At 46.8% G+C, this 26,641-nt stretch carries 17 protein-coding genes; 7 read left to right on the top strand and 10 right to left on the bottom strand.

Features of this window, described 5'->3' with window-relative positions; translation table 11 throughout:
• Positions 1-214: 214 nt before the first annotated feature.
• Positions 215-4,288: a hybrid sensor histidine kinase/response regulator transcription factor gene (locus tag RIF36_RS00830; protein WP_350118647.1), complete on the top strand. Its 4,074-nt coding sequence runs from the start codon at positions 215-217 to the stop codon at positions 4,286-4,288.
• A 13-nt stretch (positions 4,289-4,301) separates the two neighbouring features.
• Here RIF36_RS00830 and RIF36_RS00825 read toward each other — a convergent pair whose 3' ends face one another.
• The 9 genes from RIF36_RS00825 to RIF36_RS00785 all read right to left on the bottom strand — a co-directional run bounded on the left by RIF36_RS00825 (position 4,302) and on the right by RIF36_RS00785 (position 15,287).
• Positions 4,302-5,201 carry a sugar phosphate isomerase/epimerase family protein gene (locus RIF36_RS00825; RefSeq protein WP_350118644.1) on the bottom strand — a complete coding sequence of 300 codons (900 nt, stop codon included), beginning with the start codon at positions 5,199-5,201 and terminating at the stop codon, positions 4,302-4,304.
• A gap of 122 nt (positions 5,202-5,323) precedes the next feature.
• Complete coding sequence (locus RIF36_RS00820) at positions 5,324-5,932, bottom strand: DUF2911 domain-containing protein (protein WP_350086010.1); 609 nt, start codon at positions 5,930-5,932, stop codon at positions 5,324-5,326.
• A 46-nt stretch (positions 5,933-5,978) separates the two neighbouring features.
• Positions 5,979-7,199 carry a hypothetical protein gene (locus tag RIF36_RS00815; protein WP_350118642.1) on the bottom strand — a complete coding sequence of 407 codons (1,221 nt, stop codon included), beginning with the start codon at positions 7,197-7,199 and terminating at the stop codon, positions 5,979-5,981.
• Positions 7,196-7,720 (bottom strand): TlpA family protein disulfide reductase, encoded by a 525-nt coding sequence (locus tag RIF36_RS00810; protein ID WP_350118639.1) that lies wholly within the window; start codon positions 7,718-7,720, stop codon positions 7,196-7,198. The genes RIF36_RS00815 and RIF36_RS00810 overlap by 4 nt, the downstream gene beginning before the upstream one ends.
• Positions 7,721-7,981, bottom strand: a complete 261-nt coding sequence (locus RIF36_RS00805; protein WP_350118636.1) for a heavy metal-binding domain-containing protein — start codon at positions 7,979-7,981, stop codon at positions 7,721-7,723. It abuts the gene before it with no gap.
• 25 nt (positions 7,982-8,006) lie between these two features.
• Positions 8,007-9,791, bottom strand: a complete 1,785-nt coding sequence (locus RIF36_RS00800) for an efflux RND transporter periplasmic adaptor subunit (protein WP_350118633.1) — start codon at positions 9,789-9,791, stop codon at positions 8,007-8,009.
• A 1-nt stretch (position 9,792) separates the two neighbouring features.
• On the bottom strand, positions 9,793-11,028 hold the full coding sequence (locus RIF36_RS00795; RefSeq protein WP_350118630.1) for a TolC family protein: 1,236 nt from the start codon (positions 11,026-11,028) through the stop codon (positions 9,793-9,795).
• Positions 11,025-14,828 (bottom strand): efflux RND transporter permease subunit, encoded by a 3,804-nt coding sequence (locus RIF36_RS00790; RefSeq protein ID WP_350118627.1) that lies wholly within the window; start codon positions 14,826-14,828, stop codon positions 11,025-11,027. The genes RIF36_RS00795 and RIF36_RS00790 overlap by 4 nt, the downstream gene beginning before the upstream one ends.
• A 72-nt stretch (positions 14,829-14,900) precedes the next feature.
• A complete protein-coding gene (locus RIF36_RS00785; RefSeq protein ID WP_350118624.1) occupies positions 14,901-15,287 on the bottom strand; it encodes an HYC_CC_PP family protein in 387 nt (128 codons plus the stop codon).
• Positions 15,288-15,649: 362 nt separating this feature from the next.
• Here RIF36_RS00785 and RIF36_RS00780 point away from each other — a divergent pair, with 362 nt between their 5' ends.
• The 4 genes from RIF36_RS00780 (at position 15,650) to RIF36_RS00765 (ending at position 22,566) form a co-directional block, all read left to right on the top strand.
• Positions 15,650-17,614 carry a tetratricopeptide repeat-containing sensor histidine kinase gene (locus RIF36_RS00780; protein WP_350118621.1) on the top strand — a complete coding sequence of 655 codons (1,965 nt, stop codon included), beginning with the start codon at positions 15,650-15,652 and terminating at the stop codon, positions 17,612-17,614.
• Entirely contained in the window at positions 17,611-19,611 is a 2,001-nt protein-coding gene (locus RIF36_RS00775) for a tetratricopeptide repeat-containing sensor histidine kinase (protein WP_350118619.1), read from the top strand. Before RIF36_RS00780 ends, RIF36_RS00775 begins: the two co-directional genes overlap by 4 nt.
• Before the next feature lie 301 nt (positions 19,612-19,912).
• A complete protein-coding gene (locus RIF36_RS00770; protein WP_350086040.1) occupies positions 19,913-20,656 on the top strand; it encodes a response regulator in 744 nt (247 codons plus the stop codon).
• A gap of 608 nt (positions 20,657-21,264) precedes the next feature.
• Positions 21,265-22,566 carry an aminotransferase class V-fold PLP-dependent enzyme gene (locus RIF36_RS00765; protein ID WP_350118616.1) on the top strand — a complete coding sequence of 434 codons (1,302 nt, stop codon included), beginning with the start codon at positions 21,265-21,267 and terminating at the stop codon, positions 22,564-22,566.
• A gap of 45 nt (positions 22,567-22,611) precedes the next feature.
• Here the strand turns inward: RIF36_RS00765 and RIF36_RS00760 are convergent, their stop codons facing one another.
• A complete protein-coding gene (locus RIF36_RS00760; protein WP_350086046.1) occupies positions 22,612-24,075 on the bottom strand; it encodes a sensor histidine kinase in 1,464 nt (487 codons plus the stop codon).
• A gap of 567 nt (positions 24,076-24,642) precedes the next feature.
• Here RIF36_RS00760 and greB point away from each other — a divergent pair.
• Both greB and RIF36_RS00750 read left to right on the top strand, forming a co-directional pair.
• Positions 24,643-25,158, top strand: a complete 516-nt coding sequence (gene greB, locus RIF36_RS00755; RefSeq protein WP_350118613.1) for a transcription elongation factor GreB — start codon at positions 24,643-24,645, stop codon at positions 25,156-25,158.
• A 59-nt stretch (positions 25,159-25,217) separates the two neighbouring features.
• Positions 25,218-26,426: an IS256 family transposase gene (locus RIF36_RS00750; RefSeq protein ID WP_350118610.1), complete on the top strand. Its 1,209-nt coding sequence runs from the start codon at positions 25,218-25,220 to the stop codon at positions 26,424-26,426.
• Positions 26,427-26,641: the final 215 nt, after the last annotated feature.

Below are 26,641 nucleotides of genomic sequence, written 5' to 3'. Positions count from 1 at the left end.
ATATTTGCGGATAATTGTACAATTGTGATATCGAAAACGGTTTGCTTTTTTTGCGGGAGACTTAGATGAAGGCTGCCGTAGCCTTTTAATGCTTACATGCTATTTGATCAGAGATTAGACTTTTTTAAGATATTCAACTAAATTAGAAGGGTTCAGTGATTAAGCCGGAATATTGTTTTGATCTGGTTGCGCCTATTTGACTTTTACATATTTTATGAAGCCATTTTACCTGCTTTCACTTTTTTTTGGAATTTGTTCTTTGTTGCCGTTGGCTGTACTGGGGCAGGGCAAGAATGAGTCTTTTTCGAGCCTATCGGTAGAGCAAGGGCTTTCGTCGGTCACTATTTCCGCCATCCATAAAGATAGCAAAGGCTATTTGTGGGTAGGCACCGAAGACGGCCTCAACCGCTACAATGGCTATGAATTCAAAATATACAGGAACGATCCGTCGGACGAGCACACTTTGCTTACGAATCGTGTGCTTTCAATTTTTGAAGACAGCAGCGGCACTTTGTGGGTAAGCACAGCAAAGGGTACTTTGCACCAGTACAACAGAGAATTAGACACCTTCATTCGGATTCCTGAATTTAATAACCTGGTTATCAACGACATCAGGGAAGACAGCGAGCAGCGGGTGTGGTTTGTGGGCACTACAATAAAATCGCTTTACCTGCCAGACAATAGCTGGACTGACCACACAAACAACTTTAAGGGGCGTTTGTCGATCATAGGCATTGAGCAGATTCATAAGAGTGATTTTTGGATAGCGGCAGATACTGCTCTTTACAGGTGGAATCGAAAGACAGGCAACCTCAAGGTATATGCCCATGATCCCAAAGACCCCAATTCGCTTGGCTACAATTATTTGTATTCAATTGCCAAAGACGAAATTGGGAACTTGTGGATTGCTACCAGGGGAGGTGGGCTAGATAAGTTCGATGTTAAGGCCAACAGATTTATTCACTACAGAACCTCCGAAGTTAGAGAAAATGGCCCTTTGGTAAATGTGGTGAGAACTGTTTGCCCCGATGGGAATTACATTTGGGCGGGTACCGAAAATGGTGGCCTAAGCCGGCTCGACATTCGTACAAACAAGTTTGAGCACCATGTAGCCGACAAAGATTATCCTAAATCGATCAGCGACAACTCCATCAAGGCGCTGTATAAAGATAATGAAGGAAGATTGTGGATAGGGACGTTTTCATTTGGGTTGAGCGTGATAGACCCCTATCAAAACAAATTTACGTCGTTTAAGGCGGCCTATCAGAACACCGTAGTTAACGCATTGTATAAGGATTCGAAAGGACGCTTCTGGATAGGCACCGAAGGCGGTATTATGAAGTTGCACAAAGGCAATACTTCTTACTACCTGAATGATCCCATTGAATCGGGGCAGAACGGAATCCCGGTGCTGGCGATTTATGAGGATCGTGACCACAACATTTGGGTGGGAACGTGGGCCGAAGGTGTTTTTGTTTTTAATGAGACCACACAAAACTTTGACCGGTATGCTACAGCGGGAAATTCAAGCCAAGATTTAAGTAATCAAAATGTATATGCTGTACGTCAGGACAGGCAGAGTGCCAATATTCTGATGGGAACATATTATGGACTTAACCTACTTTCCTCAAAAGATCAAAAATCATTCACGCATATTGTGGATTCAACCTGGGCGGAAGACGCTTCCATCAACAACTTGAGAATAATTTTCGAGGACAAACATTTCAATACCTGGATTGGAACAAACAGCGGCTTAAAGCTATATAACTCCGAAAAAGTGAAAATGGAGTCGGTGTTTTCAGAGAGTGAAAATTATAGTGAAAACATACTCTCCGTTATTTTTTGTCTGTTCGAGGACAGTAAGGGGCGTCTTTGGGCAGGCACAGAATCTGGACTCTATCACCTGAAAAGCAAAGATTCCTTTGAGAGGTACACCATTGACAATGGGCTGACCAATCACAACATAAAAGGCATATTGGAAGACAGCCAGGGGCACTTCTGGATAAGTACAAGCAATGGCATGAGTGTTTTTGATCCCGAAAATGAAACCTTTAAAAACTACGATGACTCCGACGGGTTATTGGTCAATGGCTTTAAGGGAAATTCATCATTTAAAGACGCCGACGGACTTTTGTATTTTGGAGGAAGCAACGGAATCATCACTTTCAATCCGTCAGAAATTCTTGACAATCCACATCCTCCTTTGGTGGTGCTGGAAGACTTTAAAGTGTTCAATAAGTCGGTCAGGGTTAACAGCAAAGACTCCATTCTAACCAGGCACATCAGTGAAACGAAGGAGCTGAGTCTGGAAAGTGATTTCAATATTTTCAGTATTGAATACGCCGCTCTCAACATGTCGGCCAGCGATAAAAACCAGTATGCCTACCGGCTGATTGGTTTTGACGATAAGTGGAATTTTGTGGGCGAAACCAGGTCCACAACCTATACCAACCTCGATCCGGGAAGGTATGTATTTGAAGTAAAAGCAAGTAACAACGACGGCGTTTGGAACAACGACCCGACCCGCCTGACCATTACTGTGCTTCCTGCCTGGTGGGAAACATCCTGGGCTTATCTGGGGTATATGACGATTGTGATATCGCTTCTTTACCTGTTTCGCAGGATAACGCTGATCAGGGCTCACTTTATCAATGACTTGCGACTGGAGAGACTAAAGCTCGAAAGTGTGGAGCGACTGAACAAAACCAAGCTTCAGTTTTTTACAAACATTTCCCATGAATTCAGAACACCTCTGACACTGATTATAGGCCCGATACAGAACCTTATCGACTCCGAGGGAATTGAGAAAGGGGTAAAGGGAAAACTTCAATCGGTTAATCACAACGTGCTGCGGCTCCATAAGCTGGTTAATCAATTGCTCGACTTCCGCAAAGTAGAGTCAGGGAATATGAAAGTGACGGCCATGGAAAGCAACCTGGTCAGCTTTATCAAGGAGATCAAGTATTCTTTCGATACACTGGCCGAGGAAATGAACGCCGACTTTACATTGCAAAGCAGTCATGAGGAAATCATGGTTTGGTTTGACCCGGATCAAATGGAAAAAGTGATTTTCAACCTCCTTTCAAACGCATTTAAAAAGATACCCAAAAAGGGTGTGGTTAGTATCAAACTGGAGCAAACTACTGACAATGTTTATGTTTCCGTTTTCGACAATGGCACGGGGATAAAACGGGAACACTTAACGACTATCTTCGAGCCCTTTTTTAGTTATGATGAAGGAAAGCATTCTACCGGAACAGGTATCGGCCTCTCCCTCAGCAAGAGCCTGATCGAATTGCACCACGGATCAATAGGCGTAGAAAGTATTGAGGGACAGTTTGCAAGATTTACACTGACGCTTCCTCTGGGCAATATTCATTTCAAACCTACCGAGGTTGTGGAAGGAAAGATAGAGGTGCCTGTAGCCTCACCCCGTGACTCAAATGTGCTCGGCCCGCCTGTGGTTACCCTACCCGAACCTGTGCAGCACTCTGACGACACGCCGACAGTTTTGATTGTGGAAGACAACAGGGAGGTATCAGCCTATATTCAATCTATTCTGGAAAAAGACTTCAAAATACAGATAGCATTCAATGGCAAAGAGGGGCTTGAGAAAGCGTTGAAGACGAACCCCAACCTCGTCATTTCTGATTTGATGATGCCGGTGATGGATGGCATTGCTCTTTGCAATGCGCTTCGGCAAACAGAAGCTACCTCTCATATCCCAATTATCTTGTTAACAGCAAGAACTTCAGAGGTATATAAGATTGAGGGACTGGAAACAGGTGCGGATGATTACATCACAAAACCATTCAATAGCAAAGTGCTGGCACTCAAGGTGCGGAATTTGCTGGACGGAAGAAAGAAGCTAATAGAAATGTTCGCTGACAGCAGGACATTGACGCTGGAACCTAAAAGTATTACCGTAACCTCAAGAGATGAAATATTTATCAACCAGGCACTTAAGAGTGTTGAGTCGAACATATCTAATACCAACTACTCTGTCGACGACCTGTGCAAAGATGTAGGGATGAGCAAAGCCACTTTGTTTAGAAAATTGAAAGCCTTGACAGGGCAGTCGGCCAATGAAGTAATACGAACGATCAGGCTTAAGAGGGCTGCGCAAATATTGGCGGAGGGCGACTTTTCAATCTCGGAAGTGGCTTACATGGTTGGCTTCAATGATCCCAAGTACTTCAGAAATTGCTTTAAGAAAGTTTTTAGCCAGAGCCCGTCTGAATATGCCGACCAGATGAAGACCGGCCAGTCAAAAGATATAGCGAGCTGAAAGCCTGCCCGGCTTATTTTTTTCCGTAGGTACTCAGTGCTTCGTTGTCTCCAATTGACGATAATATAGCCTGCAGGCCTGAAAGGTTGCGCTGCAAAACAATCGCCACATCCTCATCTTCAATGTGCCCCAGGACACCAATCTGGCCTTTGAAGCCGACTTTTTTCAGGTAGGACATCATCTCGGTTTCCCTGTCCCCGGAACCGATGGGTAATATCTTGGGGCCTTCTCTTTTCATGCCATTCAGGTTTACCGCCCATAAATAGGGGAGTGCTGCATCGATAATGTCAGTATACCTGTCGAGTTGCTCATGGGCATGATGGAAGTTGTAGATGATGCCTACATCTTTAAAGCCGCTGGCCTCAATTACCTTCACCTGATTGGCGGGCTCTCCAAGCCAGTCGCCATGGTTATAAAGTGCTATGGTACACCCGACCTCTGCGGCTTTTGCGTGAAGATAGTCCAGCATCTCTTTAGATTTGCGAACTTTCGCCTCTTCATCAAGCCCTTCCAGAAAATTGGCATGAAAGCCAACCCATAGCTGCGTTTTCAATTTGGTTTCCTTTAGATAGCTAAGTAGCTGGAGGTTGGCGCTGCTAAGCTGCTGAGGGCTATCTGTATTGGCATCTATCCAGATCCAAACAGCATTGACTTTGATGTTGTTCTTTTTTGCCAGCTTCCACTCTTCCACCGAAGTGGCCAAATGTTCCGCCCTCCAATCGTAGGCATATGACTTGAAACCCAATTCTTTAAGCATCGCTATTCTCTCGGCCGGGCTGCGGTGTTTGATATCGTAGGGCACAATGCACCAGGCAAAGAGGTTGCTCTTACTGTAGATACTTTGGGCTGTTGCGTTGCTGAGAAGCATCAGAGCAAGACTAACGGTGGCAGCAATGGTCTTGAAAGATTTCATATTTAAGCAGTTTGGCATATCACCAAAGATAGGCGCTACCTTGACAAAACCCTGATTTAAAACAAAAGCCCCGTCCAAAATCGTTTGAACGGGGCCATAAGGTGTTTTGGAAATTGTTGTTACTACTTCAGCGTGCTGGTAAAGCCTTCCAGTTTTTGACTCACCTGAGTGTCGACCATAAAAGAAAGCCTCACTTTATCCCAGGCCATCGTTACTTTGGCTACTTTGTTGTCTTCAGCAGATACAGAGTAGGCAAGCCTTTCCATCGAGTCAGCTGCCATAACAGGAGTTGCTTTCACGGAAACAACATCATCTTTAGCTACTGCCTCTTCATCAATTTTTCCATCCTTCATGTAGGCAAATACTGAATTGCCTTTGCTGTTCAAGTGGATCGTCCACTCACCAGATGCCTGCGGAGTGATGAAAACAGGGTATTTACCTGCTCCTACATTTTTTCCACCGATACTCACACTAGTGCTGAATTCAATTATCGTTGGTCCGTTAGCGCCAGCTCTCCAGGTTACACCGTACTTTTCCAGGTCACCAAAAACTTTTCTGCCTTTTACTGCTGGCGATGAATAGTCAACGCTAATTTTTGTAAAGCCAACATTCTGCGAAACATAACCTGCTGGGCTGGGCGCAGGAGCTTGAAGCTGAGCCATTGCACTTTGGCTCGCCGTAGCGAATAGGATAACAGCCAATACACCAAAAAATAATTTAACGTTTTTCATTACTTATAAGGGTTTTAGTTAATAACAGGTTAATTGATCAAATATACTAGAGTTCTTTGAGTGCTATCATTGCTGTGTTAACAGCATTGTCGGAAGTCCATGCAATAATAAGGCTTTTTCCGTCAGAAGTCAGCTGTGGAAACCCTGTCTTCCTCTCGGTTGAAATCTCTGTGATGTCCCATTCTTCAAGCCGCTGACCATCTATGGTGAACACGGCCACTTTCAAAACGCCGACTTCTTCAACTACCTCTATCCAGCTTACGGCCACGTAGTCTTTGTCGATAAGTTTGACGTCTGCTCTTCCAACAGTCGACTTATGGCTGACTTTGATAGGAACCGAGGGATGCTCCCCAGCATCACCGGACAGCGAAAGCTGCACCTTGGGGTTCTCATCGGCTGCTGTAAACCAAACAACAGCCACCTGCTCATCTATAGCATCCGACTGAGGGCCATTTACCGGACAGGCCATGATGTCCCAGCCATCCTCACCAAGCAGGCTGGGCGCTGTCCATCCTTCTTCTGTCCATCGCACCTCGGCTATATCTCTCACTTCATCACCGGAGCGATCCCGGTAGAAAGTAATCAGGCCGTGGTCACTTAAAACAGAACTTGTCTGACAACAATCGCATACCCGCTCGTCAAGCAGTTCTTCTCCTTCAACATGTCCGTCAACCGCCACATAGCCGCCCATAAGGGTCATTTCGTTACTGAGGTCGTGTCCGCCATGTTCGCTGGCAGGTGGATACTTGCGTCCGTCGAGCCATGAAGCAAACATACGGCCACTGGGGAAGGGAACAAGCGAAACGAAGCCATGCTCCCTCGGAAGGGTGTCGCTGTGCAAAGTAACTGGTGTGTTCCAGGAAGCACCGAAGTCCTGCGACCGACTGACTTTTACGTGGTAGTTTGTGCCTCCCGTCCAGTTTTTCTCCAGCCAGTGTGCAGCCATTTTGCCATCTCCCCAGGAAATGACCGACGGGAAGTCGGCCCAGTTTACAAACCAGTTGGTGTCTTCCGCTACTTTCACCGGTGCACTCCACTGTTGGTCAGCAAGTGTGGTGAAATGCAATGCCGCCGAAGAATCATTATCCACTACATAAGAGAGGATAACCTTGCCGGAAAAGTCGGTTGACAAAAAGGGTAGGGAAGCTCCGTTTAGGTGAGTGGCCTCGAGCCTTTGTACCGGCATCCGCTCTTCACTCGGCGCTGGCGCACATCCTTTTAAAATCAATCCACCAACGATGATGGCTCCAAGTAACTCTTTCTTCATAGCTTATTTGTCTCGTTAATTAGCTTAATGCTTTCTGGGCTATCCCATTCCCGGGCCCCAGTTTCTTTGAATACCAGTTTTCCCTGCTCATCGAAAATGAAAGTAGTAGGCAAGGCAAATATTTCCAAAACACCCAAGTCGGCTTCTGTGGCAACAATATTAAAAGAATAGCTATTCTTGTCTTTAAACTTCGATATCCTGTCAAGCTTTTCATCCGAGGCTGCCAGCATCACGACGTTTTTCGCCGCAAGTAATTCGGTTGCTCTTTCAATGGAAGGCATTTCGGCCAAACAAGGCTTGCACCAGGTAGCCCAGAAATTGACAAAAACCCGCTTGCCTGCCAAAGTGGTGACATCCAACTCGCTACCGTCGAGGTTTCGAAGCTTCAGTGTAGCAAGAGAAATGTCTTTCGCAGCCAGCTTTTGTCCGGAGGACGTCGCTGTGCCAGACTTGTTTCCGTCGCTACAGGCAGCCAACATAAAAACCGCACAGACCAATACTATATGAATAACTCTCATCATTTACTTTTCTGCAGGAGTTTCTTCAACCGCAACGAGATCCATTTTGCAAACAGGACACTTGCCAGGTTTGTCACTTGCGCTGCCTTCGCATTTCATAGGACAAATATAGGAAGCGGCTACCACAGTAGTGTCGGAGGCAGCTGCTTCGTGCTGATGGGTGTCATCATGTGTCGCTGCTTCTTCAGTAGTTTTTGGGTTGCTGTTGCATGCACTCAACGCCAATGCTGCAGCAAAAAGGGAAGTCAATACAATGTTTCTCATAATAGGGATTAAAATTAGTTAATAATTATTTTACAGGGGTAATTGTTCTTTCTACAGACCCGCAGGAGAGCATAGCATCTCCATAGTAGGGGTTTCTTATTTCTTTCTCCAGGCTGAGCCAGTCAGCACCTTTGTTGCTGTCGGCCATAGGGCAATGCTGCTGATAGAAGGTCGTGTTCGCTACGCCAAATTGCTCCACTGCCTGAATGAGTGCAGAAGAAAGGGGCACGAAGGCTACTCTCTGAGTGGCCAGTTCGCCGGAGTTGGCGATCACAGCCAAGTTTTCTTCCAACAACTCCAGTGTGCTCATCCAGGCCATATGAACCTGGTGGTCGCTCAAGAGCTTCATGTCAATTTTCGATAACTTTTCCTTTGCTGCTCCCGCCAGTTTTTGAGCCTTTTCGGGGTCGTCGTTGACCAACTCATTCTTTAGACTGATGTAAGCCATGGCGAAATCCGTCAGCTGGTTTCTGAATGCCGGAGGCACACCCGAACCAGATTGACTCTCGGCTGTTTTCTGAGCAGTTAGTGTGACCATGTGATCATGATTAAAGGCCGCCTTACCATCAGGCTGACGATTCATCATGCTGGGCTTTCCTGCCAGCTGTGCGGCTGCGTCGATGCTGAATGTGCCATTGACTGCAATCTCCACGCCGTTTTCGAGCCCTTCCTTCACTATGTAACTATCGCCAAGGGCAGGCCCAAGCACCACGTCTCTGATGATAAAGCTAACTGACTGGTTGCTCGCCACTTTTACGTACACCACCGACCGCTGACCTGTCCACATCACTGCAGTTTTAGGAACGACGATGTTTTCAGCCTTGCCGGGAAGGTTGGCCTCCAGCGTACCCGACACAAACATTTCAGGCTTCAGCTTCGATGCGCTGTTCTTCACTTCCACTCTTGCTTTTGCCACCCTCGTTTGGGCATCAATAATGGGATCGATGAAAGAGATGGTGCCGCTGAAGGTTTCGCCGGGCAAGGACGCCACAGTAAAAGGTATCTTGTCGCCTTTTTTGACCCACGTCATATCCGATTCATAAACATCAAAAAGCACCCATACGCTGGATAAATCGACTATTTCGTAGATCACCTGGCCCTGTGCGACGTGGTCATGCCGGTTCACTAGTTTGTTAGTTACATAGCCAGAGTTATCAGCAAGCAAAGGAAACGATTCTTTGACGACGCCGCTTTCAAGTATTTCATCGATCTGGCTATTGGTCAGCTTCCAATTTCTAAGCTTTTCTTTGGCTGCCTCAAGAAACTGCGGCTGGGCGGCCTTCATTTTCGATGCCTCCAAAAGCTCTTTTTGCGCATTCACAAGATCAGGAGAGTACAAAAAGGCGATGGTTTGCCCTTTCCGTACATATTCTCCCGTAAAATTGATGAGCAGCTTTTCAATGCGGCCAGGAATATGAGATGATTGCGAAAAAATCAGGCGCTCGTCGGCCTGCACTTTGCCAATGAGCTTCACCGATTTGACTGGCGCCATTGAGCCAACCACAGCTGTGCTCACGTTGGCGAGCCGCATAGCCACAGGCGACATGCTGATGGCCATTGGATCAATGCCTTCGTCCATGCCACTTTCAAGTGGGATAAGATCCATTCCGCAAATGGGGCATTGCCCAGGCTCATTTTGACGGATCTGGGGATGCATTGAACATGTCCAGACTGTTTCTTCTGCTGAACTATGCTGATGGTCTTCATTTGCTGATATTTTTGGTGACCCTCCAAAAATAAGCCACCCAATCAATAGCCCCATTACCAGGGTAATCAGGCCGGTTATTACTGTTTTTTTATCTATTGTCATTTCAATAAACTTTAGCTGTCACATAATACAATTTGGCGAGTGCCGTCTGGTAAGCTGCGGCTGCCTCGACTTTCATTTTCCGATATTGCAGCAATTGTTGCTCCGTGGCCAGCACTTCTTCGAAACCAGCTTCCGAATTACTGTAGGCTGTGAAAAGAAGTTCCAGCATACGGTCAGTTTGAGCGGATTGTTCTTCGTAAAGACCTATCAACTCCCTTTGTTGAGCAAGCTCAAACCTTGTGACTTCGTAGTCGGTAGCAAGGGCATTGACGGTGGCCTGCTTCTGAAAGGCATAGCTTTCCTGCATCAGTTGTGCCTCTTTCACAGCCGCCCGGTATTTCTTTCTGAAAATGGGGAGACTGACAGAAACCATTGGCATGATGGCGTCCTTGCCGTTGTCGGCTGGCGGTGCAGCACCTGCAGCTAAATCCGTCCTTTCCCCAACGATGATGTAATCGAGTCCGACGCCCAGTTTCGGAAGCCCCTGCTTTCGGGCTGCATATTCAGCCGCCTGGCTCCCCTCAATTTTCAACTCCAGTTCGGCTATCCGTGGGTGGGTGGCGGGCAATGAATCGTCGGCAGTTAGGGCGTCGTCCACTGCCAGCGAGTCGATAATAAATATGTCCTCAGCTACATCCCGATTCAAAAGGTTGTTGAAGGCAGTCTTCAGCGACGCCTCTTCCTTGTTAAGAATAGCCAACCTTGTGTTGGCACTTTGGAGCATGATGTCCACCCTGAGCACATCCACCATCGTGCCGCTGCCACTACTGAATTTTGCTGTCGCTATGGCCTTGTATGATTCCAGAAGCCGGATGTTCTCTGCTTCGATGGTCTTAAAGGCGTTGAGCTTGTAAAGTGGATAATAAGCCGCCGCCACCTGATAATACAGCCTGTTTCGGTCTTCCAAAAATGCCTGGTACTTCGACTCAGCCATCAAGGCGGCCACATGGCCCTGGGCCTTCAGCGTGCCAAACCATGGGAACATTTGAGAAAGACTGAACCGGGCTCTTTGGGGCCCTACACGGGTTTCGATCATTTGACCAAAAGCACTGACGGTAAGATTCGGATCCTGCAGGCCACTTGCCTGCGACACCTGCTCGAGGGTTGCTTCAAATGCCTTGTGAATTGCCTTCAGACCAGGATTGTTCTCTGCGGCCATTTGCTGGTACTCTTCAAGCGTTTGTGCTTGTAGTACCCCGGCGGTCAAAATCAAGATGATATAGATGATACTTTTCATTTTGCCTCCCTGATTTGTTTTTTGATCACTGTTTCCCTCCAAAATGCCTGTAGCACCGGCACTACGAACATGGTCATGATTTGAATCGTCATGCCGCCGAACGTTGGGATGGCCATGGGCACCATGATGTCAGACCCCTTACCGGTGGATGACAGCACTGGCAGCAGCGCAATAATGGCAACAGCCGCCGTCATCATGGCTGGTCGGACTCGCTTTTTGCCCGCCTCCAGCACTGCTTCACGAACTCCCTGAATGGTCGTTGGTTGCTTTTCCTCAAATACCTGATGGATATAGGTTCCCATGATCACGCCGTCGTCGGTGGCAATGCCAAACAGGGCAATGAAGCCCACCCAAACGGCCACACTCAGGTTGATCGTGTGCATTTGGAACAGGTCTCTCAGATTGACATCAGCCACGGAGAAGTTCAGGAACCAGTCCTGTCCATAAAGCCACAGCATAATGAAGCCACCTGCGAAAGCCACAAACACCCCGGAAAAATGGATCGAGGAAGCAATGACCGTTTTGAATTGGAAGTAGAGCAGCAGGAAGATCACCAATAAACTGATGGGGATAACGATAGAGAGTCGCTTCACAGCTCTTACCTGGTTTTCGTAACTACCTGAAAATTTGTAGCTAACACCGGCAGGCACCTTGAGCTGTCCGGCATCGATCTTTTCCTGAATAGCGGCCTGCGCCCGGTTCACAACTTCCACCTCGGCAAAGCCATCCCTTTTATCAAACAGCACGTAGCCGACCAGAAAGGTTTCTTCGCTCTTGATCATTTGTGGACCTCTTACATACTCCATCTCCACAAGTTGGCTCAATGGAATCTGAGCGCCGGAGGGGGTGGGGATCAGGATTCGCCCCAATGTTTCGGGGTCGTCCCGCAGCTCTCTCGGATAGCGAACCCGCACCGGGAACCTTTCCCTTCCTTCCAGCGTCGTCGTAATTTTCATACCGCCAATGGCCGTTTCGATGCTTTGCTGCACGTCTTCCACTGTCAGGCCATACCGGCCAATCGCCTCCCTGTTGATATTGAGATGGAGGTAGGGCTTGCCAACAATCCTGTCAGCAAAAACAGCCTCCGCTTTTACTGACGGCACTTCTTTTAAAATACTTTCCAGCTGCATGCCGAACGCCTCAATGGTAGGGAGGTCGGGGCCATAAACTTTGATGCCCATAGGCGCTCTCATGCCTGTTTGAAGCATGATCAGGCGAGTTTCAATCGGCTGAAGCTTCGGAGCGGACGTAACGCCGGGTATCTTGGTCACCTGCACAATCTCGTCCCATATATCGTCGGGTGACTGGATGTGGGGGCGCCAGTTTCTAAAGTACTGACCGTCCTTATCTCGGATGAGCTGGCTGTATCTTGTTCCCAGCCGCAGTGCCTCTTCGTTGGATACCGCCGCTCCTGATGTCAATACAAAATTACCGTCGTTGTCAGTTTTGAACCTTGACCTGTGCCCGTCTTCATCCACCACGTACTCCGGCTTATAGTTGATGATGTTTTCGTACATAGATATTGGTGCCGGGTCAAGCGCCGACTCCGTTCTTCCCATTTTCCCTACCACCATATCGACTTCAGGAATCTGGCTCACCATCATATCGAGCTGGCCAAGCACTCTTCGGTTTTGCTCCACGCCGGCATGAGGCATGGAGGTGGGCATTAGCAAATAACTTCCCTCGTTGAGCGAAGGCATAAATTCAGACCCTACACCAGGGAATTTTTCAGCCATCACCTTCCACGGTCTGGAGGCTCTGACATTTTCGCCAGCTACGCTGAAAACCGTGTCGAACCCGAGCCAGATCACAACGCCAAGCAAAATGGTAAATGCGGGGAGAAGCATGAACTTGCCTTTATTCACCAGGCACCATTTCAAGATCGGTTCATAAAAATGAACTACAGAAAGGAGGGCAGCCAAAATCGATCCTATCAACACCATGACAAAGAGGTAATTCAGCACGAGGGAGTTTCCCACACCCAGCGGCATCCATTCTTCAGCCAGAAAATAGGTGGCAATGAGGACTGCCAGTGCCAGGTTAAGGTAGCTGGTATATTGCCTGATCTGTTGAGGCCACTTGCTTTCCAATATGTTGTTGATACCTGCAACGGTGAGTGTCAAAGGCAACCACATCTGAAAGTAGGCCGACAGCATGATTCCCGCCGCAATGAACGTCCAATTCCAAACCCGTCTTACTTTCTTTTTGTCGTAGTTAATGCCGAAAATGAAATAGGCGAGGGTAGGGAGCACCACAAGGCCAAGTACAAACGAGGCCAGCAGCGCATAGGTCTTTGTGAAAGCAAGCGGCTTAAACAGTTTTCCTTCAGCCGATTCCATGGCAAACACGGGAACGAAACTCACCACTGTGGTGGCAAGGGCAGTGGTGATGGCCGACGCCACTTCCACTGTGGCTTCATAAATTACCTTTAGGAGCGCAGTGCCGCTGACCCCCTCGTTTTCTGGCATTTCCAGGTGACGAATGATGTTTTCCACAAAAACAATCCCAACGTCGACCATCACTCCAATAGCAATGGCAATGCCCGACAAGGCCACCACATTGGCATCAACGCCTGAGTACCGCATCACGATAAATGTGGCAAGCACACCCACGGGGAGCAAACTGGCGATAATAATCGAGGCCCGGAGATTGAGTAGGAGAATGAGCACCACAATCACACTGATGAGTACCTCGTGCGACAGGGCGGTTTCAAGCGTTCCGATGGTTTCATGAATGAGCTGAGTACGGTCGTAAAATGGCACGATGGTCAGCTGACTTTCGACGCCATTGGCCAGCGTCTTTTTGGGAAGGCCCGACGCTATCTCTGCTATTTTGGCCTTCAAATTGTTGATCACTTCCAGCGGATTCGAGCCATAACGAGCCACTACTACGCCGCCGACCACTTCTGCGCCTCCTTTGTCGAGTACCCCACGCCGGGCAGCCGGGCCAAGGCTTACCCGGCCAATGTCGCTGATGCGGATGGGTACGTTGTCCTGCACGGCCACCACAGCCTTCTCAATATCTTCTACCGACTTGATATAGCCGAGCCCTCTCACCAGGTACTCGGCCTGGTTCATTTCAATGGTTTTGGCACCCACATCCCTGTTCGACTGCCGCACAGCCTGCATCACTGCCATCAAGGGAATATTGTAGGCCTTTAGCGCATCGGGATTGACGTCGATTTGATACTCTTGTACAAAGCCGCCTATGGAAGCCACTTCTGATACACCTTCGGCAGCGTTGAGCCCATATTTCACATAGAAATCCTGCACAGTGCGGATCTCATGCAGGTCCCAGCCTCCTGTGGGATTGCCCTCTTTGTCTCTGCCTTCGAGCGTATACCAAAATACCTGGCCTAGGGCTGTGGCATCGGGCCCCAGCATGGGTTGCACGCCGTCGGGCAACAATCCGGATGGCAGCGAGCTTAGCTTTTCGAGTATCCTGGACCTGGACCAGTAAAACTCGATGTCTTCACTAAAAATGATGTTGACCATCGAAAATCCGAAAACTGAGGAGCTTCGGATCGATTTTACGCCGGGTATACCCAGCAGGTAGGTAGTCAACGGATAGGAGATCTGGTCATCGATGTCCTGCGGCGACCTGCCCGCCCAGTCGGTGAAAACAATTTGTTGGTTTTCGCCAATGTCGGGGATGGCATCTACCGGCACAGGATCTCTGGGGAGAGCGTCTACCTTCCAATTGAATGGCGACGTAACAATGCCCCAACCTACCAGCACTATCAATATAAGGATAGTAACCAGCCTGTTATGTAGAAAAAAGCGAATGATTTGATTTAGCATAAAGTAAATTCATTGGTCTGATGCAAATGGATATTAAAGCATGGGAACATGCTTTGTGCAAAAGACCAACGGCTAAATCAAGAGGGCCCCGAAGGAAATATAGGCCGGATACAAAGGCAAAGGTGGCCCCGTATCTACAGCAAATGATAGTGAATGAGTTGAATATGCTTCGTTGGAGGAAAGAAACTCGGGAAGCTCAATAGCGTAGAGCACCAAAAGGGAGGGAGACCCAACCGCCAGTTTCTCCACTTTCACAAAGCTTTCATCCAGGCTCTGGTACTCTGTTGTGTTTTCACAGCAATCGTTGGGTTCGTCGGCAGCATCCATGCAGCAGTGCTTGGTGGAGTGCCCCAGCTCAACGTTCTTCAGGAAAGGGCCACAATAATGCCTTGACACGACTACCCCTGCAATGGAGAGGAGCCAAGTGAAAACAAGCGCTATTTGTAGGATTCTTCTCAAACTGGGTCAAAAATCGACAAAACAAATAACGAAAGCAAACCCGCCTGGGTTTTATCAGTTGTGTGACTGAGTGCTACTTTTTCGAAAAGACACTAAAAAATTCGCTTAACTTTATACTTTATGATTGATTGTTTATTTGATTTTCAATCAATTAGTTACAGTAAAATAATACTATGCTTCGGTCTACAGCCTTTGTATAAACCTTCGCTTGATATTTTTTCCGGACCGCACATATAACAGAGCTGTCGATAGCACTTGGCTTCCTTTGATGTACAAACATTGATTAATCTGCAAAATTGCTCTTAAAAGCACTATATTAGCCTCTCAACGAAGGACTACACCTATCAAAAGCAAGCTGAAAGATGATCAAGAAAACATGCCTGTTGCTTTTTGCTGTATTGGTAGCCTCCGGCTATTTGCAAGCCCAGACAGATAGCCTGCAACAGCTTTTTCAGGCTGCCAAAGAGCCAGGTGTGAAAGTTTCCTTGTTGATTGACATGGGACAGCAAAGTGCTGAGACTGATTCTTCGTCTGCGTTAAATTACCTGAACAGAGCGCTTAAACTTGCGAAAGCGCACAACCTGACAAAAGAAAGTGGAGACGCCAATTTGGCTCTCGGAAAGTTTCACTATGAGCATTTCAGCTACGATTCGGCAAAAAAGTATGTTGATTCTTCCCTTGCAGCCTATCGTGAATCGCAAGACAAGGAAGGGGTTGCCAGGGCTAATTTGCAACTCTCTGAACTGTACGAAGAACAAGATCGAAGCGCAGAGGCCATTAAGGTGCTTTTTGAAAACCTTGCCTACTACGAAAGTATCAACGACTCCCTGGAGGCTGGCAAATTGCTCAACAGAATTGCCAACTCACAAAATTATCTCGGCTATCACGACGATGCTATCCTTCATTACACCCGTGCCATGGATATTTTCGAAACCATCGGGTATCAGCGAGGAGTGGCCGTGGTGTTGTCGAACATGGCTATCATTTATGGGGAAGAAGGTGATTCAAGAAGGTCTGTCAAAAACTACCTGAAAACCATTGCCATCTATGAGGGGCTTGACAATGAGCCCAACCTGCCAAGCGCCTATAACAACCTGGGCAATGACTATACCGAGCTAAAAATGCCGGACAGCGCTTTGTACTACTTTAACAAGTCGCTGGCGCTATCTAAAACCAGGGGGGATCTTCGATCGATGGCCTTTAGCTATTTCCATCTGAATAGTTTGTACAACAGCATTGACATACCGGAAAAGGGAGCTTACTACGGCAACAAGTCTCTCGAACTGGCCGAAAAAATAAACAATCACCAACTGAGAATTAACCTGAGCCACAGCCTGTCAGAAAGCTATGAAAAGCTGGGTAACTATCAGCAGGCACTGCGTTACCATAAGCAATATCAGCAACTGGAGGACTCCGTCTACAATATTGAAAACAGCCAGGTCATTCACGATATGCAGGCTAAGTACGAAACTGAGAAAAAGGAAAAGGAGTTGGTACTCAAGCAGGCTGATATCGACAGGCAGCAGGTATTGCTGACACAGGAAGCCAGGCTTCGGTCGCTGCTCATAGGAGGGATTGTCATTGTGCTTTTACTGGCCGGGCTCATTTATAGGGGTGAACGTGCCAAAACAAAAGCGTATAACCAGCTAAGCATTCAGAACCAGGAAATAGAAACCAAAAATAAGCTCATTGAATCGGCCTTGGCAGAAAAAGAGTCGTTGCTCAAAGAAATACATCACAGAGTAAAGAACAACCTTCAGGTGATCAGCAGCATTCTGAATATGCAAAGCCGGTCTACTGCAAGCCCCGAAATGCTCACCGCCATTCAGGAAGGGCAGAGCAGGGTGAAGGCAATGGCCCTCATCCACCAAAAGCTCTACCAAACTGAAAAGCTATCAGAAATTGACTTCAAAGAATATGCCGAAGAACTCACCGATCACCTCTCTTCTATTTTTGAGTCGTCTACCGGCGAAAGCATAGTAAAAACGGTTACCTCACCCGACATTAAACTGGACATTGATATGGCGATTCCTTTGGGGCTGATTCTTAACGAGCTGATTTCCAACGCATATAAGTACGCCTTTGAAGGAAAAACTGGAGGTGCCATCAGCGTAGAGCTGAAACGGGTAGGAGAGGATCAATTACAACTTGAAGTGGCTGATAATGGCAAAGGTCTTCCGGCTGATTTCAACCTGGAGAAGGCGAAATCTCTGGGACTGAAATTGGTGAACATACTTACACGGCAACTCAACGGTCAACTCACCGTGCACTCAGTTGGTGGTGCCCGTTTCTCAATTGTCATTCAAAACATGAAAGTGAGCGTATGATAGGCTCCTCAACTAATTGGATGCACCGCTGCAGGGTGCTCTTTGTTGCCTTCCTGATCCTTGTCTCTGTGACTGCTATCGCCCAAAACGACAGGTTTGACAGCCTGAGGCAACAGCTCAAAACAGCCCCCACGGATTCTCTCCGGCTGGTGTTTTTGGATGAACTCGCATTCAGCTTTGTGAGACAAAATTTTGATTCCACTGTCTATTATGCCCACTTACAAAAAGAACTGGCGCAAGCAGCCCACGATAGCGCAATGCTTGCCTACGCTTATAAAAATTACGGACGGGCTTTCGAAGAACAAGGAGAGATGGACTCGGCAATACGCTATATTGAGAAAGCGCTAACGATAGAAAAAGCCAGCCACAACGAAAGCGGAATGGCAGGCTCCTACCATAATATAGGCCTGGTGTACGACCGGCTGGGCAATATGAACCTTGCCATGGAGTACTATCTAAAGGCACTGGAGATAAAGGAGAAGTTGGGGAATCCAGTTGCACTTTCTTCCACCGTTAGTGCTATTGGGTTTGTTTACAAAGCTCAGGATCAGCATCGAAAGTCTCTGGAACAGTTCCAAAAGGCACTCGATCTTCTCATTGAGGGCGGAGGTTCCAGTAACAGAATCAGAGGTGCTTACAACAATATTGGTCTGGCTTATATGAATTTAAAGGAGTATGATTCGGCACGGAGCTATTACCGCCGATCAGTGGCCGGGCTGAAAGAAGACGACAACCTCCGGGGCTTCGGTGCCTTCTACAATAACATGGGAGTTACCTACGACGAGAATCTTCAGTTCGACTCAGCACTCTATTATTACACACAATCTCTGCGTGTAAAGAGTCGGTCGGGCGATAAATATGGAGTGTCGAGCACCAACCACAACCTGGCTGTTAACTACCGGCGGGGTGGTTTTCCGGAAAAGGCCATTCCGCATGAGAGGGCTTCGATAGCATTGGCCAAGCAGTACAAATTTCTGGAACTACGCATGAAATCCACTGATGGGCTTCGTGAGTCATTTGCTGCCACTAATCAAATAGACTCAGCCTATTTTTACACGCTGGTTTGGAAGGAGCTTTCGGATTCTCTTCAGCGCATTGAAAGAGGAGAAACAGTGATGCAACTTGAAGCCAAATATGAAAGTGAAAAAAAAGACAAGGAGCTGGCCCTGAATCAGGCGACGCTCACCCGGCAGCAGTCAGCCCTCAGGTCGGAGGCCCGGCTTAGGTACTTGTTGCTTGGCGGCCTTGTTTTATTGACGGTCTTCCTGGTTTACGCTTATCGCTCTGAAAGAGTCAAGTCAAAATCCAACACTTTGCTTCAACAGAAAAACCAGGAGATTGAGGAAAAAAGCCTGGAGCTGGCCCGGTCGCTGGGCGAAAAGGAAGCCCTGCTAAAAGAGATACACCATAGAGTGAAAAATAACCTTCAGGTAATCAGCAGTATCCTCAACATGCAGAGCAGGACAACTGCCAGCCCTGAGATGATTTCCGCCATTCAGGAAGGGCAGAGTCGGGTAAAAGCCATGGCCCTTATTCATCAAAAGCTTTACCAAACGGAGAAACTTTCCGAGATAGACTTCCGGGAATACGCTGAGGAGTTGGTGCAATATCTCTCCACTGTTTTTAGGCAAAGTGGGCAAGCCGGAATTGTGAATAAGGTTACTGGCTCAAACATTAAACTAGATATTGATCTGGCTATACCATTAGGCCTTATACTCAACGAGTTAATTTCAAATGCCTACAAGTACGCTTTTGAAGGAATGCCTGGCGGAGAAATAAGCATAGAGCTGACAAGAACGGCGGATGGTCAACTGCAACTTGCGGTGGGCGACAACGGAAACGGCTTGCCTCATGACTTCAGCATAGACAAGGTGAAATCACTGGGATTGAAACTGGTAAATATTCTTACCCGTCAGCTGAACGGACATTTGTCTTTTCACTCGGTGAAAGGGGCTCATTTCTCCATTGTACTTCATGAGGATGGGCTTACCACTTAACAAATTTCACAAAGGAATAGGTGCTGGTTTTAGTGCCGACTGGCTACAGCGCTACGTTTATACTAAAACGTTTTGCTATTAAACCACCAATCGTTACCATTACAGCCCAAAGCGAGAGTTGCTATTTAGTAATGCGTATAAAGCAATTTTGCAGCATTGAAAAAACAACATTAAGCAGGGAGAAACATAGTTTTTTGCCCTGAGGCATTCCCCAAAGGTTTTCATTTTTAAAAAAGCATTTACCGTTTAGTCTTTTTGGTCTATATTAGATTCTAGCCGTGTAGAGGGATTCGCCAAGCCGATGAGTAAAGTAAAAATTCTGATTGTAGAAGATGAGTTGATCATAGCTGAAGACATGCGTGAGCTGCTTGAGGGCATGGGCTATGAGGTGCCTTTTGTGGCAATGAACCTCAAAGAGGGGCTGGAAGCTTTGGACAAATATCAGCCAGACCTGGTCATGCTGGATATTATGATGGGAGGGAGGCCTTCTGGTATTGAGCTGGCTCGCCACATAAGAAGCAACTGCGACCTTCCCTTTGTCTATTGCACTTCTCATGCCGACAAGGCCACCGTGGAAGAGGCCAAGTCCACCAAGCCCAATGGCTACCTTGTGAAACCGTTTAATGCAGACGAACTATATTCATCCATAGAAATTGCCCTCGTCAATTTTGCCATACCTGTTAATTCAAACGCTGCACCAGAAGCTTCCCGGCAAACAGAAATGCTGGTAAAGGACGGCATGTTTGTTAAAAATGGGCAAATGTTTGTAAAGGTGAAATTTGACCAGATGCTTTGGCTGGAGCCGGATGGCAACTACACCAATATTGTTACAGGGGCATCAAAGTATGTCGTTCGATCCAGTCTGAAGGATATTCTGGATCACCTGCCGAAAGATGCATTTTTCAGAGCCCACCGATCTTATGTGATTAACCTCGAGCACGTGCAGGCCATCGACCTGCACCAGGTAAAAATCGCCGAACACCTGATCCCACTGGGAAAAGTATATCGTGACGAGTTAATACGCAGACTCAATCTGATGCAGTAAAGGCGTCAATTGGATCGTTCAACTGCCTGGCTCAGCACTTTAGTCACCCCGGTAAAGCCATATCTTTTTCTTAAAATCGTCCAAAAAAGAGAAATCCTAAATTTTCGTCCCCTGTTATCGGGTGTTCATCGATTATTTTCTGTCTTTTATCCCAAATAGTTGCCAAAATAAATATATGTTGATACTTTAGTTATGGTTCTACACAAACCATAATGCTCAAAGGTTAGGCTGGTAGGGAGGGAAAATACAGTCATAGAAGCTATCGACATGGATTTCCTTCCCTTTTTTTAAGCAAACGCCAGCAATTGACTCACCTCTCGCCTGCGTCAGCAGACCCAACAAACTCCTTTCAAATAAATACCAAATCAGGCACTTATTTTTATGAACAAGTCATTGATAGGCGGAAACATTTAGCCAATTCCAATTTTGCTTTGCTTTCTGACGGTTTTATCTGCTTTGTATTAATAACAAATCCTTAAAGACTTTTTGAAGGTTTTATTGGTAATTTGAAATTCGGAAAAGAGGCCGCATGCCGGGCTTAATATATAAACGGCTCTAAGTCAGTTGTGTATCTCTTCGCCTGCCAGGCCACACATAAACCATTGTCCATGAACAGAAGGAAATTATTCAAAATTTTGGGAGCTGGAGTAGGCTCGTTGCCACTGATGGCTTATGGCAGAAACTACGACAGGGAGCTGTCGGCTAAGCGCCCAAATGATTTGTTCGAGCAGTGGGAAGGGAAGTTCAGCGAAACTATCGTGAACGACGAAGCTTTCTGGCAACGCTTCGCTGTAGATTTTTATGACATATCGCCTGACTTCATCAACCTGGAAAATGGTTACTTTGGCGTTCAGCCTATTCCTGTCAATGCCGCCTACCACCAGTTTGTCGACAAAGTCAACCGTGAGTCGTCCCGCTACATGCGAATGGAGTACTGGAACGACTGGCAAAGGGTGATGAACAGCCTCGCCGGTTTCACTGGTGCTTCAAAAGACGAGTTGCTGGTCACCCGCAACGCCACGGAAGCTTTGAACATTCTGATCAACGGCTTTCCGCTCAAGGCAGGGGATGAAGTAATACTTCAACACCACGACTACCACAGCATGATTGAGGCCTTTCAAATGCTGGAAAAGCGGAAGGGCATAAAGCTCAAATTTATCGACGTACCACTGTTGCCAAAAAGCAACGATGAAGTAGAAAAATTGTACGAATCGGCGATTTCACCCGTAACAACCCTCATTTTGGTCACACATTTGACCCACCTGACAGGACAGGTGCTGCCAGTGAAGAAGATCTGCGACATGGCTCGCAAAAAAGGAATAGAGGTGATGGTAGATGCAGCACACAGCTTTGCTCACCTGGACTACAAGCTGGCCGACCTGGGCGCCGATATGGTTGGGGTCAACCTTCACAAGTGGTATGCCAATCCGCTTGGAGCTGGCTTGCTGTATGTGAAAAAGGAAAAAATCAACAAGCTATCGCCCATGTTTGGCGACTTCACGCAAGCGGCTGACAGCATCAGTAAACTGGGACACTTTGGTACACTGGCCAGTCCTGCACTACTCACGATTCCCGTGGCCGGGAAATTCAATAACCTGGTGACGATCAAAGTTAAACAAGCGAGGCTCCACTACCTGAAAGCTTACTGGGCATCGAAAGCTGCTGACATGAAAAGGGTAGAGGTGCACACTCCGATGGATCCCGGACAGAGCGGTGCCATAGCTGCGTTCAGCATCGCTGGTATCAGTGCTGACGACACAGTGAAAAGACTTTTGGATGAATATGGCGTATTTACGGTGAAGCGCAAACTAAAAGACCGGGAGGTGGTGAGAGTGACCCCCAATCTTTATAACAGCATGGCGGACCTGGACAGACTGCTGGAAGGCATCGAGGGACTTAGTCGGGGATAGTGTGTAGCATACATTCAAGCAAGAACGTATGCCACAACTAACAACTTAGTTTTTAGGAATTGAGAACCTTATCGTTGTGCCGCTGCTTTGTTTGGAGATAATTTCGAATGTGCCGTGATGAAGCTTGATAAACTCTTTGACCAGCATAAGTCCCATTCCTGAACCCTTTTCTTTGTTGGTGCCAGGCGTGCTGGCCACATAGCCTTCATTGAGAATGGTATCCACGGTTTCATCATCCATCCCAACACCTGAATCGGATATTTCTACCACAGCTGCGTCGTCTTTGCTTTCTGCGTGGATATTGATCACGCCACCTTCGGGAGTGAACTTGATAGCATTGTTGAGCAGGTTCCTGATCACCATTTCTATCATTTCACGGCCAGCCTTAATCTGAAGGTGCTCATCGGAATCGTTGGTGATGGTTATGTTTTTCGCTTTGCTAGTCTCTCTGAAGACTTTGGTGAGGTCCGTAAGGCTTTCAGTGAGGTCAAAATCGTCTTTTTCCAGCGATATGCCCTTCATTTGACTTTTTGACCACACAAGCAAATTGTTGAGTAGCTCATTGGTTTGCTCAAAATTTGTCTCCAGTTTTTGCAGCAACATGTCCGATTCCTCCGGAGTAAAAATCTTATTATGGAAGCCTATGATGGCACTTTGCAGGTTATTCAGTGGTCCACGCAAGTCGTGAGAGAGCACAGAGAAAATTTTGTCCTTCGCCTGGTTCACAGCCATGAGCTCCTCGTGTTGTGACTCAATAATGCTCATTTGCATCTTAAGGGCCTTAGTTCGCTCTTCTACCTGGCTTTCGAGCTCTTGATTTTGTTTTCGGATCAGCTCAGCACGTGCATCCCTGGTTTCAATCAGCTGCGCCGATACCCGGAGCGACTTTCGGAAATAATAAACGTACAGCATCATTGTGGGGAACAACACCAGGAGCAAGCCAATCTGAGCCAGGTAGAGGTTCATCGATGCCGACTGATAGCGCTCATCTGCTTTGGCTTTCACCTGGCTCTCAAACTCATTAACCTTTTGACTGAATTGTTCATATTTCAGCCACAAGTCATATCCTAGGTCGGGGTGAAGCATGGCTAAGAATATTGAGTCGTTACCACGGTCAAGCTCCATTCTCATTTGCTCCACATAGGCGATATAGGCATCCATGGAATCTCTGAACTGGTAATACACCGGCATATCAAACTCCTGGTTGAGAAGGGCAGTTTCAACATCAGCAAACAACGAGTCACTTTGGCTAAGGGCGGTAGTCATCGGATCGATAAAACGTTCCTCACGAATAAGGCCGTAGCCACGGATCCCCAGGTCAATACCCTGGATGGTTCCCCAGAGAATTTCCGAAACATTGCTGCGGATTTGCTCGGCCTCAGTTTCAATCACATGGTTTTCGTAAATGACTTGCTGGTTGTAGTACGTGTAGAAGATACTTAACGAAAGCAGAGCCGTAACAAGCGCAACAGGCAACCAGATGAGGTATGGTTTCTTATCTGCAGTCATAAGTATAGTAGGTAGGTATAAATTTCAATAGCTGTCTCATACAAAGATAACGATCAAGTGTTTGATAAAAAATACGTCTCAGCGCCATATAGTAACCAGCAGGACAGGGTGTTATAGATGAACGAGGAGCATGATTCGATGAACAGCTGATTTTAAGTGAGGAAAGAGCAGTGTAGTATTTGACAATACTACTTAACATAATATAAATTATATAACATTCACGAACGTTAAGAAGGCTGCCAGTGGCAGGCTTTAGTGAGTGAAAGCTTGTAGGGTTGGCTTCATCACGAATAAGCGGATGATTGTTAAGATACCTACCAGAACCAGGCCAAAAGCAAATCACAGCTCCCAAGACGAGTTATTCAAAGTAGTGTGATCATCAGTCTTCGAATTGACACAGCTACAGGTGGCCCTTTCTGCCGATCAGGCAGATCCGACAATGACTGACTTCTTAACTGTGTAACATAAAACTGCTGACGTGATATAACATCTATTGATCGTTCTGCAAGAACAAACTATCCATCATTATATTACCTTGCGATAGTTGTCAAAACAAGGTCATTTAATATGAGGCGAAAAATCCCGGAATCAACGCTGCCAAAACTCAATCGCTCGCAAATGATTACTTCCGAAGGCTTTCAAAAATTAAGGGAAGAACATGATCACTTGTGGCGGGTTGAACGTCCAGACGTTACCGAAAAGGTTACATGGGCAGCAAGTTTGGGGGACCGCTCAGAAAATGCCGATTACCATTACAACAAAAAACGTCTTCGGGAAATTGATAATCGGCTTCGTTATTTGCGGAAGTGTATTGATGACTTTAAAATCATTGACTACCACCCCAACCAGGAAGGGAAAGTGAATTTTGGTGCCTGGGTAGAAATTAAAACCGAAGAGAAAGGTTTTCAAAACCGTCTTCGTATTGTTGGCTACGAAGAGTTAATAGGTAACAAAGATCATATCTCTATGGACTCCCCAATGGCTAAAGCACTTCTTGGTAAAACTGTGGGAGATGAAGCCATCGTAAAAACCAAAATGGGTGATTTTGTATGGAAAATTCTTAAAATAGAGTATCAGAAGTGAGAGTGTTACAATAACTGTGTCAAGTCATTGATTTAGTAAAAATCGATAACTTGATATAAATGGAAAAAGGAAAATTTGACTATGAGACCTTCAAGAAGAGCGCTACTCAGCGGCTCAAGCAAGGAGACAGCCTGTTAGGCAAAGAAGGTGTCTTCACTCCATTACTTAAGGAATTTCTTGAAGAAGCTCTTTCGGGTGAGTTGGATGCTCATCTGGACGAGGAAGTGCCTAATCGCAAGAATGGTAAGGGCAGTAAGGTTTTGAAAACGAGTCTGGGCAATGTCGAGATAGACACGCCCAGCGATCGCAACGGCACCTTCGATCCAGAGATGGTTCCCAAGCGCCAGCGAACCTTAGGTGTTGACCTGGACAGGCAAATACTAGCCCTGTATGCCCGTGGAGCCAGCTATGGTGATATCAGCGATCATTTACAGGAAATGTATGGCCTAGACGTGTCTACCGCCACCATAAGCCGTGTAACAGACAAGATACTACCTCTAGTGCAAGAGTGGCGCAGCAGGCCTCTGGAGTCGGTCTATCCCTTTGTTTGGCTGGATGCTATTCACTACAAAGTTCGTCATGAAGGCAGGGTACTCAATCGTGCAGTGTATTGTATGATTGGATTGAATCAGGAGGGCTACAAAGAGCTTCTGGGCATGTATATCAATGAAAATGAGGGCTCTAAGTTCTGGTTGCAGGTGCTTACAGATCTGCAGAACCGTGGTGTTGAAGACATCTTCATTGCTAGCATAGATAACCTGACAGGCTTTGCTGATGCCATAGAGTCAATCTTCCCTAATACTGAGGTACAGCTGTGTGTGGTGCATCAAATCCGTAACTCTCAGAAGTACTTGTCCTACAAAGACCTCAAGGCATTTATGAAGGATCTTAAGCCAGTCTATCAGGCTTCCACCAAAGAGTTAGCAGAGAGACAGCTGGATCAGCTAGCTGCTGTCTGGGGCAGCAAATACCCTAAAGTGATCGACTCCTGGAGAAAGAACTGGGCCAGGCTTTCCTGCTACTTCCAATACTCCAAGGAGATCAGGCGTATCATTTACACTACCAATATCATAGAAGGGTTTTACAGACAGATACGCAACGTAACCAAGAGCAAAGGAGCCTTTACTTCTGAAGATGCTTTGATGAAACTGCTGTTCCTGGCTCAGGAGAATATCTGTTCAAAGTGGAACAGGCCAGTACACAACTGGAACCAGACTTTAGCTCAACTTTCCATTATCTTTGGAGACAGACTGAAGCTTAATATTTAAAGACTGACACAGTTAATGTAATACTACCTCAGAAGTAGTATAACCAAAACAGCTCTCTGGAGCTGCTCGGCCTACGCTAGTGGCTGACGCTGGCCGTGTCCTTTGCCAATGGTATTAATAGTTTTCCTTCCAACGGTCTTTTGCCCGCCGAAATGCCCGGGCCACGCTGGCTGGGCAACTGCCGGGCACTACACATAGGAACAGTTACCTGCAAA

The sequence above is a fragment of the Imperialibacter sp. genome (assembly GCF_040222815.1).
Classification (GTDB): Bacteria; Bacteroidota; Bacteroidia; order Cytophagales; family Cyclobacteriaceae; genus Imperialibacter.
Note: the sequence above shows the minus strand (reverse complement) of the source record. Positions and strands in the feature narration are given on the sequence as shown.